Annotated in this window: 14 protein-coding genes; 4 read left to right on the top strand and 10 right to left on the bottom strand. The window is 28.1% G+C overall.

Annotated features, from left to right (window positions below):
• Nucleotides 1-8 precede the first annotated feature (8 nt).
• Genes D3Z07_RS05770 through folD form a run of 5 tightly spaced genes read right to left on the bottom strand, consistent with a single transcriptional unit; the run spans nucleotide 9 to nucleotide 3,482 of the window.
• Nucleotides 9-1,235 carry an HD domain-containing protein gene (locus D3Z07_RS05770; protein ID WP_122893301.1) on the bottom strand — a complete coding sequence of 409 codons (1,227 nt, stop codon included), beginning with the start codon at nucleotides 1,233-1,235 and terminating at the stop codon, nucleotides 9-11.
• Nucleotides 1,232-1,357, bottom strand: coding sequence for a hypothetical protein (locus D3Z07_RS14320; protein ID WP_265936468.1), 126 nt, complete (start codon nucleotides 1,355-1,357; stop codon nucleotides 1,232-1,234). Before D3Z07_RS14320 ends, D3Z07_RS05770 begins: the two co-directional genes overlap by 4 nt.
• 22 nt (nucleotides 1,358-1,379) lie before the next feature.
• Nucleotides 1,380-1,835, bottom strand: a complete 456-nt coding sequence (gene rpiB / locus D3Z07_RS05765) for a ribose 5-phosphate isomerase B (protein ID WP_122893300.1) — start codon at nucleotides 1,833-1,835, stop codon at nucleotides 1,380-1,382.
• Nucleotides 1,836-2,621: a signal peptidase I gene (gene lepB / locus D3Z07_RS05760; protein WP_122893299.1), complete on the bottom strand. Its 786-nt coding sequence runs from the start codon at nucleotides 2,619-2,621 to the stop codon at nucleotides 1,836-1,838.
• On the bottom strand, nucleotides 2,622-3,482 hold the full coding sequence (gene folD, locus D3Z07_RS05755) for a bifunctional methylenetetrahydrofolate dehydrogenase/methenyltetrahydrofolate cyclohydrolase FolD (protein ID WP_083657106.1): 861 nt from the start codon (nucleotides 3,480-3,482) through the stop codon (nucleotides 2,622-2,624). It abuts the gene before it with no gap.
• 159 nt (nucleotides 3,483-3,641) lie between these two features.
• On the opposite strand from folD, the gene D3Z07_RS05750 reads away from it, so the two are divergent.
• The 4 genes from D3Z07_RS05750 to D3Z07_RS05735 are packed head-to-tail and all read left to right on the top strand — an operon-like array spanning nucleotide 3,642 to nucleotide 6,264.
• Complete coding sequence (locus D3Z07_RS05750; RefSeq protein ID WP_122893298.1) at nucleotides 3,642-4,178, top strand: 50S ribosomal protein L25/general stress protein Ctc; 537 nt, start codon at nucleotides 3,642-3,644, stop codon at nucleotides 4,176-4,178.
• A 9-nt stretch (nucleotides 4,179-4,187) separates the two neighbouring features.
• The gene (pth, locus tag D3Z07_RS05745; RefSeq protein ID WP_122893297.1) at nucleotides 4,188-4,739 is read left to right on the top strand and encodes an aminoacyl-tRNA hydrolase; all 552 of its coding nucleotides are present in this window, start codon (nucleotides 4,188-4,190) and stop codon (nucleotides 4,737-4,739) included.
• Nucleotide 4,740: 1 nt separating this feature from the next.
• A complete protein-coding gene (locus tag D3Z07_RS05740; RefSeq protein ID WP_122893296.1) occupies nucleotides 4,741-5,808 on the top strand; it encodes an LptF/LptG family permease in 1,068 nt (355 codons plus the stop codon).
• Nucleotides 5,809-5,817: 9 nt separating this feature from the next.
• Nucleotides 5,818-6,264, top strand: a complete 447-nt coding sequence (locus tag D3Z07_RS05735; RefSeq protein WP_122893295.1) for an NUDIX domain-containing protein — start codon at nucleotides 5,818-5,820, stop codon at nucleotides 6,262-6,264.
• Here the strand turns inward: D3Z07_RS05735 and D3Z07_RS05730 are convergent.
• From D3Z07_RS05730 to D3Z07_RS05710, 5 genes are all read right to left on the bottom strand, one after another.
• The gene (locus D3Z07_RS05730; protein WP_122893294.1) at nucleotides 6,261-7,883 is read right to left on the bottom strand and encodes an N-acetylmuramoyl-L-alanine amidase family protein; all 1,623 of its coding nucleotides are present in this window, start codon (nucleotides 7,881-7,883) and stop codon (nucleotides 6,261-6,263) included. The genes D3Z07_RS05735 and D3Z07_RS05730 overlap by 4 nt on opposite strands.
• Before the next feature lie 101 nt (nucleotides 7,884-7,984).
• On the bottom strand, nucleotides 7,985-9,067 hold the full coding sequence (locus D3Z07_RS05725; protein WP_122893293.1) for a nitronate monooxygenase: 1,083 nt from the start codon (nucleotides 9,065-9,067) through the stop codon (nucleotides 7,985-7,987).
• Between the two features lie 11 nt (nucleotides 9,068-9,078).
• Nucleotides 9,079-10,287, bottom strand: a complete 1,209-nt coding sequence (tyrS, locus tag D3Z07_RS05720; protein WP_122893292.1) for a tyrosine--tRNA ligase — start codon at nucleotides 10,285-10,287, stop codon at nucleotides 9,079-9,081.
• Nucleotides 10,288-10,305: 18 nt separating this feature from the next.
• Entirely contained in the window at nucleotides 10,306-12,450 is a 2,145-nt protein-coding gene (locus D3Z07_RS05715) for a RelA/SpoT family protein (RefSeq protein WP_122893291.1), read from the bottom strand.
• A 38-nt stretch (nucleotides 12,451-12,488) separates the two neighbouring features.
• Nucleotides 12,489-12,704 carry a DNA-directed RNA polymerase subunit omega gene (locus D3Z07_RS05710; protein ID WP_076084803.1) on the bottom strand — a complete coding sequence of 72 codons (216 nt, stop codon included), beginning with the start codon at nucleotides 12,702-12,704 and terminating at the stop codon, nucleotides 12,489-12,491.
• Between the last annotated feature and the right edge of the window lie 15 nt (nucleotides 12,705-12,719).

Below are 12,719 nucleotides of genomic sequence, written 5' to 3'. Positions count from 1 at the left end.
GCTATATTTTAATCAAAATCCATTCGAACTTGAGTTTGTCCAGTTGTACCAAACTCTTGATCAATATTATTAGCAATTTCTTTAAAATCAATTCCTTGAATTTCTTTAAGACCTTTTAAAATCTCTTTTTTGCCATTTATTAACTCTTTTGATTTAATACCATGAGAAATAGATAAACTAGCTTCTACAAATGCTGATAATTTATCACACTGTTTTAAAGCAAGTCCATCAATTGGATTGTATTTGTTTTGATTGTATTTTGATACATCATCAACTAATTTTATTTCATCTTCGTATATTTTATTTTCAAACTCTTCTTTTTTCCCATCATAAAGTCCTAGAATATATGAAAATTCATCATGTAATTCTTCTGGTACATTTGGTAAAATATCATCTTCGATTTTTTCTAGCTCATACTCAGCAATAATATCTGATAATTCATCTACACAGTATTTTACAGGAGTTATAATATCTCTTGTTAAAGCTTCTGGTAAATCATGGAATAGGGCTGTAAAGAAGTTGTTTTGAATTCTTTTATCACAAGCATTTACATCAATTGAGAAGAAATATCCAAATATTGCAACTGTAAGCATATGACCTAAAACTGAAGTTTCAGGAACTCTAGGCGTTTGTGCCCACCGTTTTTGAAATCGAAGCCTTCCACTTAAATCAATAACTTTTGCAAGTTTTTTATTTAAAGCAATTTTTCTAACACCAATTAATTCATAATAATCTTCAATTTCTTCTTCAACACTTTTTTTAACATCTTCAATATCTGTTAAAAATTGACTTGTTTGATAAACAATTGAAAATTCCCATTTAGTAGCCAAATATGATGCTGCTTTTAATATAAATCTCTCTTTTTTATAAATCTCAGGATTATTTAAATAATCTTCGAATTTTTGTAAAAAAGTTCCATTATCTATATCTTTTAAAGAAGGTGATAGTTTTGAGATAACCCAAGTGTTTATCTCTTTAGATTTTTTTTGTAAGGCTTTTCTAAATACGTCAGGTCTAATATCAGTTACTACAACTCGTCTTAAAAACTCAAAAATACCTGCTTCTATTAAGTGTGTATAGTTTACATCTTTTTCTAGTTTTGCAATAAAATATGCAATGATAAACTTATGAGCTTGTTTATCAAGCTCAACAAGTTCTACCATTCTTGGATAATCATTCCATCTTTGTATTGATGCAGATGAGAAGATTGAATCAATTATTTTTGAATTAATCAACTTTTATCCTTAGGCTTTTTCTTATCTTCTTTATCGTTTGAAAAAAACATCATTTTTTTTCCAAGAAGCATTAAAGCAACGATTATAAACATCATTAAATATATTTGCCAAGGTTCTCTCATTAATTATCCTTTTTTAATAAATCTAAGCTCTACAACTTCCCATTTTACTAAGTGCATTTATTTTTTCAACTCTACCTTCATGTCTTCCACCTTCAAAAGAGGCTTCATTCCATGCATCTACAATAGCTTCAACCATTCCAAAACCAGAAACTCGCTCGCCTAAACAAATCACATTTGCATCATTATGTTCTCTTGCCATTTTAGCTGAGTATTCATTGTGACATAGTGCTGCTCTAATTCCATCAAATTTATTAGCAGCCATGCTCATTCCAATTCCAGAGCCACAAATTAAAATACCTTTACTTCCTTCTTCTTTAAGAACATTTTCACACACTTTTGCTGCAAAATCTGGATAGTCAACTCTATCTTTTGTATTTGGTCCTAAATCAATAACTTCGTGACCTCTTTTTTCAAATAACTCTTTTACATAAGCTTTGATATCAATACCTGCGTGATCTGCACCAATATAATATTTCATTTAATATATACCTTTTTCATGATTTATTTCTATATTTTTTGTATTCATTTTTTCTTCAATTGTATCAACTTGTTTTAATACTCTATCCCATCTAATTTCTTTTTCATCATTCCATGAGAAATAAATAACCCAAGGAGTTCCAACTACAAATTTGTAAGGAACAGTTCCCCAAAATCTAGAATCATTTGAGTGGTCTCTATTATCACCCATCATAAATGTTTCATCTTCAGGTACTAAAACAGGCATCATATTAAATAATTCACTTGGATTTAATCCATTATTTACAACACTTGGATCATTGTGAATACCTGGATGTTCTTTTTTATATGGATTTACAACCCATAATTTATCTCCAACTTCAATAATATTCTCTTTTGGATAATTTGCTTTTACATACTCATTACCTTCTTTTGGATGAAGTAATAAGTTTTTATCTTTTAATGCAACGATGTCTCCACCAGTCGCTACTGCTCTTTTTACATAATGAATGGCATCATTTTTAGGATATCTAAATACTACAATATCTCCACGTTTGGGTCTAGGACCTTCAATTAAATGGCCATTATCATTAAAATCAGGAAGCATCTTAACTTCTAACCATGGTATTCTTGGTACTGGAATTCCATATGAAAATTTTTTTACAAAAAGCATATCACCAATTAAAAGAGTGTTTTTCATAGATCCACTAGGAATCACAAAAGCTTGTGCAATAAATGACATAATCACAAGAACTATAACAATAGTTCCTGTCCATGTTGATGACCAATTGTAGACTTTTCTAAACATTTATTTAGCTTCTCTTTTTTCTCTTAAGTTTGCAGCTTTAACTGTATTTTTAAGAAGCATTCCAATAGTCATTGGTCCAACTCCACCTGGAACTGGTGTTATAAATGATGCTTTTTCTTTACAATCTTCAAAATCAGCATCACCTGTTAATTTCCCAGTATCTAGTCTATTAATACCAACATCAATTACAACAGCACCTTCTTTTATCATATCAGCTTTTAAAAGATGAGGAACACCAACTGCAATAATCACAATATCAGCAGCTAAAGTCTGAGCTTTTAAATCTTTTGTTTTTGAATTACAAACAGTTACAGTTGCTTTTGCATTAATTAAAAGTGATGCCATTGGTTTACCAACAATATCAGAACTTCCAATAACACAAGCATTTTTACCAACTAAATCAATTCCATACTCTTCAAACATTCTCATAACACCAAATGGAGTTGCTGGTAAAAATGAATCTAAATTTGAAACCATTCTTCCTACATTGTAAGGATGAAAACCATCAACATCTTTTAATGGATCAATTGCTTCAAGAACAACAGTTGTATCAATATGTTTTGGTAATGGTAATTGAACTAAAATACCATCTAATGATGGATTTTCATTCATTCTTTTAATTGTTTCTAATAACTCATCTTGAGTAATCGTATCTGGCATTTCATGTACAACAGAATAAATGCCAGCATTTTTACAAGATTTTGCTTTACTAGCTACATATGTAGCACTTGCAGCATCGCTACCAACTAATATAACAGCTAAACCTGGAGTTATGTGTTTTTCTTTTATAAGTTCTTCAACTTCAACTTTTACTTCATCTTTAATTTTATTCGATAATGCTTTTCCATCTAGTAATGTCATGGGATTGAACCTTCTAATAATATGTTTTATAATGTAGATGATAATAGCTAAACTTCAATTACAAAAAGTTAAATTAAAAGTCATAATATAGATTAATAAAAAATTTAGCAAAATTTAAATATAATTGCGCCCTAAAATAAAAATACAAAAGGATCGTTTATGTTAGAGGGTATCGTAAGAGATAGTATGACAAAACAAGCAACTAAAACTTTAAGAAGAGATGGTTATTTAATAGCTAATATCTATGGAAAAGGTTTAGAAAATGTTTCAACTGCATTCAAAAAGAATGAGTTTATTAAATTTTTAAGAAATAAAGAGACTATCGCATTTGATGTTACAGTTTCAGGAACAGTTTATAAAGTAGTAGTACAAGAGTACCAAAAATGTCCATTAACTTCAGATTTATTACATGTTGATTTAATGGTTGCACAACCAGGTGTTATTGCATCTTATAAAGTTCCAGTAATTGGAACAGGTACTGCAATTGGTATTAAAAACAAAGGTCTTTTAATGACTCACACTAAAAGAGTTCCTGTTAAATGTACAATTGAAAACTTACCAGAAAACATTACTATTGATGTAACTGATTTAGATACAGGTGATAATGTTTTAATTAGAGATTTAAACTTACCAGAAACTGTTAAATGTTTCTTAGATCCAAGAGTTCCAGTAATTGGTATAATTAAAGCTAAGTAATTTAACTTTATGCATCTAATAATTGGTCTTGGAAATATAGGTGAAAAATATCAGCTAACAAGACACAATGTAGGATTTATGGTTATCGATGAGATGACCAAAAATCTTACAACTACAAATATAAATAAATCAAACTTCCAATCTACACTTTTAAAATCAGGTTATAACTTATTTTCAAAACCAACAACATATATGAATAATTCTGGTGTTGCTGTTCATTCAATTATGGAATATTATAAAATTGATATTGAAGATATTATTGTAATTCATGATGATTTAGATTTACCTTTTGGTACAGTAAAGTACAAAATAGGTGGAGGACATGGTGGTCACAACGGATTAAGGTCTATTGATGCACATTGTTCTAAAGATTATATTCGTGTACGAATAGGAATTGGAAAACCTCAAAATAAAAATGATGTTGCGAATTATGTACTTAGCAACTTTTCAAAAGAAGAATTAAATAAACTACAAGATATAATAACTCATACTATTAAAGCGATTGACGCACTTAAAACTGAAGAAATTGATCAGGTAAAATCCAAATTTACATTGAAATAAAATGAGCATATTAACAAGATATATTTTAAAAAAATATTTATTAAATTTTATTGTTGTCCTTATCTCGCTAGAACTATTTTTTGTTGGAATTGATTTCTTACAAAATTTTAAAAAGCTTCCAGATTCTGCGAACTTACAACTTTTATACGTATTATATAATGGCTTTTTTACTTTAACATTAGCACTACCATTATCTATTGTTTTTGGATGGATAGTTACATTAGTAATATTTATTAAAAACAATGAATTAGTAGCTTTTAATGCACTTGGTAGTAGAAGTAAAGATATTTATGCTCCGGTTGTAAAAATATCACTATTTCTAATATCCTTATTGATTTTAATGCAAGCAACTCCATTAGCTTACTCTTATGATCAGAAAAGAAAAATTTTACATGATGAATATTTTACAAGTACAAAAACTGATATTTTTTTAAAATATAATGATAATTATGTTTATTTCAAGAAACTTTTACCACTAGAAAAGAAAGCAGAAGGTATCCATATTTATAAGGTAAAAGATAAAGATATTATTCAATCGATTGTTGCAAGAAATGCATATTTTCAAAATAATAAATGGTATGTAGTTGATGCAAAAATTATCAATAAACCTTCACAATTAGATTTAGAAACATCGAAATTAGATATTAAATATGAAAAGTTTTTAAATACATTAGAAGGTTTTAAACCAAAAATTCTTGATAATGTATATGAATCAAAATCGAACTTCTCTATACTTGATGCAGCATCTGCATTGGTTTTATTATCAAACCAAGGTATTAATACTGATAAAATTAGAGCTGCTTTATACAATCAAGTTATTGTTTCTTTTTTCGTAATACCAATACTTTTATTAGTATTTGCCTACGCTTCATTAAATAGTAGATTTTTTAATATGGGTAAATTTACATCTTTATCTATTTTTGGAACATTAATTGTTTGGGGTGTATTTTTTATGCTTTACAAGTTTACAAATGGAGGAATTACAATTCCTGAAGTATCAATTTTATTACCTTTTATCTTATGGATAATCGGTTCTTTACTATTTTATAAAAAGAAAATGAATTCTTAGAAGGTAATTATGAAATCACATATTAAAGCATACGGAATTGTTCCTTATCTTGTTACAAAAGATGATATAAAGATATTATTATGTAAATCTGTCGCTAGTAAAGAAAAATGGGGATGTTTAAAAGGTCTTAAAGAAAAAGATGAAAATGCTTATGAATGTGCTCAAAGAGAACTATTTGAAGAAAGTAGTATTAAAGTCGAAATAGGTCTATTTGAAGATTATTTTGAACAAATAAACTTAGAAAAAGATATTGGTATTTGGTTAGTTAATGCTTCAAATATTGAAAATATAAATGAAATGTTTTTTGAGGATAAACTAAAAAACAATTTTTTATCTTGGGAAAATTCAAAAGTAAAATTCTTTTCTATTTATGATTTACCAAATATAAGAAAAAAACAAATGACTTTAATAAAAGAGATAAAAAGCTTTTTAAAGAATAAAAAACTTCATCCCTAGTCAAATCTTGATTTCATTTCAAAATAAGCATCAATACCATTAGCCATTCCTTGTGCTAATAATTTTTGATAAGTACTATTATACAGTTTCTTACCTTCTTGTGGATGCGAAATATATCCAAGTTCAACTAGTATTGATGCTTGTGGTGCATCTAATAATACCCAAAATGGACCAGGTCTAGAACCTTTGTCTTTTACCTTGTGTTTCGTTCGTACAGATGCTAGCATCTCTCTTTGTACATCAATTGAAAGTAATCTTGAGTATCTAAGCTTAGGACTATTTAATGATGAAAGAAAGGCTTGCGTATTTGAATTGCTCATTTTTCTAATATCAGACTTATTCTCTTTTGCTGCGACTCTTTTTGCACGTTCTGTTTTTGCAGGACTTAGATAATATGTTTCTATACCGCTTACTTTTGATGCATTTTTCTTAGCAACTGAGTTAGCATGAATTGATACAAATACATCTGCATTTTTTCTTAATGCTAAATCTGTTCTTTTCCCAACTTTAATAAATTCATCTTTGCTTCTAGTTAAATAGACTTTATGCCCACGTTGTTTCAAAATAGTATATAAATATTTGGCTACTTTTAAAGTAACAACTTTTTCATATTTCTTATTTGATCCAACTGCACCTGGATCATGTCCACCATGCCCTGCATCAATTACTATTGTTTTACTTTGGAAGTTTTTATATGGAGTTGTTTTTACTTTTTTAGTGTTATTAGAGCTTTTTGAAATTCCAGAGATTTTTATAGTTAATTTTCTTTTATTTAAAATATAGTAAACTTTTAAATTCTTCTTATCTGAAATTCTAATTCTCGTTTTATCTTTATCTTTTGAAGAAACTATAATTCTTCTTAATCCGTCTATTGATAATTTAATTGGTTTTGTATATTTAAACTTACCTTTTAAATCAAACACATCTTCATAATATCCATTGTTTTTATATGCTACATAAGCTAGGTCTTTTTTTGAAAAGTTTTTATTAAATTCTATTACTATAGAGTTGTCTTTTGTATTTATTGATCTTATTTCATTATCATTATCTATAAAATTATTCAAATTTTGATTTTCTTTTACAGGAACGATTTCTTTTTTAATTTCTTTTTTTACTTGTTTCTTATTGTTTAAATCACGTATATTTATGATTATTTGTTTTTCTTTTACTGTATAAAATGTTTTTAAATTCTTTTCATTTGCTAATACAATTCTAAGTGTTTTAGCCTTAAATTGACCTATTGATATTTTCTTAATATTTTTTATTTTTAAAACTGTAGGCTGTGCATCTTTGAAATTACCATTTATATCAAATACATCTTTGTAAATACTTCCTTGATGCAGTTCAAAGAATCTTATATAATCTTTTGATACTTTATTATTAAAGTTAATAATAATAGAGTCATTTTGAGTATAAACTGATTTAATTGTATATTTACTATTTGAATTTATAGAAGTTGATTTCTGAGTAGTTTTTATATCTCGTTTACGTAGTATTTCTAATTTCTTAACATCAGGTGTAGTGTTTTTATTTAGTTTTTTACCTAATATAATAAGTTTTTCTAGCTCTTCTATTTTTGAGGCATTGTCTTTTCTTAGAACTGCTTTTAAATAAGCCATTTTTGCAGCACGATACTCTTCTTTGTAATCTGCAGCACTAAGTGCTGAGATTGAAAAGATTAAATACGTTAATATTAGAATAAAAAACCTGTTAAAAATTTTTATTCTCCTTGAGTTAATTTTGTAATTAATTCTTTAACTGTAATTATTTTATTTACTCTATAACCATTTGCTCCTGAGAAAAATAGTCCTGTGTCTAAATCTCCATTATATGCAGCACCAAGTCTATCAGCAATACAATATCCTACCGCTTTAGCTTCAACACCTCTATTACAAGGTGCTACACAGTTTGAAATACACTGTACTTTCGGAGCTGTATTATTAGCCATTGAAAATTGTAAATTAGTTCTAACTGATCTTGCTGGTAATCCAACAGGAGATTTTCCTAATTTAATATCTTCAGATTTTGCATTTAATAATACATTTTTTAAATTAGGATGAGCATCACACTCAAAAGTACCAATAAATCTTGTAGCCATTTGTACACCAGTACATCCCATAGCTTGAAATTTATCAATATCATTTTTATCCCATACTCCACCTGCTGCAATAATTGGAATATCTTCACCCCAGTTTTTTGCTTCTTCAATAACTGGACCCACAATATTTTCTAATTGAAACTCTTCTTTGAAACAATCTTCATATTTGAAACCTTGGTGTCCACCACTTAAAGGACCTTCAACAATAATTGCATCAGGAACTCTATTGTATTTTTTCCATTTTTTACAAATAAGTTTTAATGCTCTTGCACTTGAAACAATTGGAACTAGTGCAACATCTGGAAAGTCTTTTGTAAATTCTGGCATATTTGTAGGTAATCCAGCACCAGTAATAATGATATTAATACCTGCTTCACAAGCATCTTTTACCATTCTTCCATAGTCATTACATGCATGTAAAATATTACAAGCTAATGGAGCATCTCCACAAATTTTTCTAGCATTTGCTACAATTTCAAAAAATGAATCTCTTGAGTAAAAGTTTAAAGCATCTTTTGGCTTATCTTTTCTCATTACAACATTAACATTTTCACTTTTATTTCTGTAGTATCCTGTTCCAACTGAAGAAATAACACCAAGTGCTCCTTCTTTAGAAACATTTCCAGCTAATTGGTCCCAGCTTATTCCTACACCCATACCACCTTGGATAATAGGGTGTTTTATCTCGTATTTTCCTATCTTCAAAATTAGCCCTTTTATTTTATAATTATCTTAGCGAAATTCTTTTTACCTTTTTGTAAAATGTACTCACCAATTTGTAAATTTAGTTTATCATCACTTACTTTTTCTTGATTAAGTGATACAGCATTCGCTTTTACATCACGTCTTGCTTGTGAAGTTGAATTTACAAGTTTAGCTTCAACTAAAGCTTGACAAATCCAAATCTCTCCTTCAAAAGTATATTCATTCATATCTGTTGGGATGTCTTTTTTTGCAAAAACTTTTTTAAATTCTGCTTTTGCTTCTTCACCTTTTCCCTCTCCATGAAATCTATCGACAATTTCAATAGCAAGTGAATCTTTTACATCTTTTGGATGTAATGTTTTGTTTTCTACACCTGTTTTTAAAGCAGCTATTTCATTTAACGATTTTGAAGATAATAATTCAAAATATCTCCACATTAATTCATCAGAAATAGATAATACTTTTCCAAACATATCAAAAGCTTCATCGGTAACACCAATATAGTTACCTAATGATTTTGACATTTTTTGAACGCCATCTAATCCTTCTAAAATTGGCATCATTAATACAGCTTGTTGTTTTTTACAATTATACGCTTTTTGTAATGTTCTTCCCATTAAAAGATTAAACTTTTGATCTGTTCCACCAAGTTCTATATCTGTATTCATAGCAACAGAATCATAACCTTGTAGTAAAGGATACATAAATTCACTAACAGCAATAGGAGTATTAGACTCATATCTTTTTGAAAAATCATCTCGTTCAATCATTCTAGCAACTGTTAGATTTGAAGCAAGTGAAATTAAGCCACCAGTACCCAATTCTTTCAACCATTTAGAATTAAACATAACTTCTGTTTTTGATTCATCTAAGATTTTAAAAACCTGTGTTTTATAGCTTTGTGCATTATCTAATACATCTTGTTCACTTAAAACTTTTCTAGTTTCACTTTTCCCTGTTGGATCACCAATTGTTGCAGTAAAATCTCCAATTAAAAATTGAACAATTCCTCCAAACTTTTGAAATAGTGCTAGTTTTTGAATTAGTACTGTATGTCCTAAGTGTAAATCAGGTGCAGTTGGATCAAATCCTGCTTTTACATAAAAGTTTTCACCTGTTTCATAATATCTTTTGATCAATTTTTCAATTGACTCAATATCAATAATTTCAGATGTTCCTCTTTTAATCTCTTCTAGTGCTTCTTGAACTTTGTTTTCCATTAATTTTATGCCTTTTTACTACTTGTTATATGCATCTTTTTTTGATGAGAATTCTATAACTTTTACTTTTCTTTCTATAATTTTTCTTACTTCATCAATATTAGATTTATTTATTTCAAATTCAATATCACAATATTGTCTATATAGATGTTGCTGTCTACCATACTCAACAGAAAGAATATATCCTTCATATTGTGACATATAAGTAAGAACTCTTGCTAGTTCACCTTTTGTATTTGGCATACTAACTACCATTTTATATTGGTACAAAGTATCTTTTGTCCATTTACAAAATAGCATTTGATGTTTATTTTTTATTTTATCATAGGCTTTATCACACATCTTGTGATGAATAACCGCTTCGTTTCCATTTTTAAATGCAACCATATCATCGCCAAATTTAGGATGACAACAGTGGTCAAATGATACAGAATTTATACTAAAATTTGAATATATTAAGATATTATCAAACTTAAATTCTTTAATTTTACTAGTAAGTATTTTAAAACGTGTAAGGATACCTCTATCTTTAACAATATTTTTTTCAATTGTCTGCTTTACATGCTTGAAATAATCAAGGATTTCTGAAATTTTATGTGGTGTATCAATATCATATTTTTGTGATACTTGCATGTTATATCTAGAGAAAACAGTATCAATAATGTTTTTTCCATACATCTCATCTATTTCTTTTATTTTATGTCCACAAAGAAGCTTGATTTGTTTTTTTGCTCTTGACGTTTTAACCATATCTACCCATGAACACCTAGCTATTACTATATCGCCTGTTTCTATTGTAACAATATCAGTACTTTTAAGTTCTGTTAATAAGGGCTTCCTGATTTTATTAATAAGACATGATACTGCGCTTTTACCAACATCTGTATGTACTGCAAATGCAAAATCATAAGCAGTTGAACCTACTGGTAAATTAAATATTTGGCCCTTAGGTGAGTAAACAACTATTTCTTCTGTATATAAATCATCTTTTGTTTCTTGATAAAATTCTTCAACGTTCTCATTTGAAAATTCCAAAGATTTTAACCAGTTTAAATTTGTAGTTTGTTTAGCACCTGATTTGTATTTCCAGTGTGCGGCAATACCAAATTCAGCTACTTTATTCATTTCAAATGAACGTATCTGAATCTCATAAATTTTTGAATTATAAAAAACAGTTGTATGTATAGTTTGGTAACCATTTTCTTTAGGTGTTGCAATATAATCTTTAAATCTTGAAATAAGTGGCTTATATTCTATGTGAATACATCCTAAAACTTTATAACAATCAATATCATCATCAACTAAAATTCTTATTGCAAAAAGATCTAAGACTTCATCTATTGAAATACCTTTTCTTTGCATTTTTAAGTAAATAGAATAATGATGTTTAATTCTACTATAGATTTTAATTTTATCTAAGTCATAACCATTTTTTTCAAGTAGTTTTTTTGTTGTTGAAATAAATGTATTAAAAGTTAATTGAATAGCATGCTGTTCTTCTTGTAAAAAATCATCAATTATTTTATATTCTTTTGGATAAATATAATAAAAAGCTAAATCTTCTAGAGCATTTTTTAAAGTAGAGATTCCTAATCTATTAGCAATTGGAACATAAACTACAAGTGTCTCTTCAGCAATTCTTTTTTGTTTATTAGATGGTAGTGCGTCAAGTGTCAGCATATTATGTAATCTATCACATAATTTTACGACTAATACTCTTACATCATCAATTGATGCAATTAGCATTTTTCTAAATGTTAGTGCTGATGAAATTAGTTTTGAATCATTTGTGTTATTTGAAGAGATGAATTCATTTTCTCTTATTTCTACAATTTTTGTAAGACCATCAACCATATGAGCAATATCACTTCCCCAACGTTCTTTAACATAATCAAGCGAGAAGTTTGTATCTTCTACTACATCATGAAGTAGGGCAGTTGCAATAATTGACTCTTCATTAGAAAAATGTGCAGTAATACAAGCTACTAAAATTGGATGAACACAATAAGGTTCGCCACTTTTTCTATATTGACCTCTATGGGCTTCTATTATAAAATCTATTAAATCTTTTAATTTGGGAGTTATTGTAGTTTGAGCTTCAAGCTCTTTGATAGCATCTTCGACATTATTAATATGTCGAACTTTGTTAATAAATGGATCCATACTTAAATAGACAAGTTATAAAAGCTAGGCTTTTATAACTATTCTTTGTCTACTAAACCTTCAATTTTTAATAAACCACTTGCAATTTCATCAATTGCAATATCAGTGTATTTCATTTTTTGAGTGTTTTGCTCTAATAAAGGTTTTGCACCTTTACTTAATTCATCTGCTCTTTGACCAACAGCAATAGCTAAAATATATCTATCATTATTTACTTGTTTTAAAGCTTGTGACATTCTTTCTTCTAATCTCATATTTTTTCCTTGATT

Source organism: Arcobacter peruensis (genome assembly GCF_003711085.1).
GTDB classification, from domain to species: domain Bacteria; phylum Campylobacterota; class Campylobacteria; order Campylobacterales; family Arcobacteraceae; genus Poseidonibacter; species Poseidonibacter parvus.
Note: the sequence above shows the minus strand (reverse complement) of the source record. Positions and strands in the feature narration are given on the sequence as shown.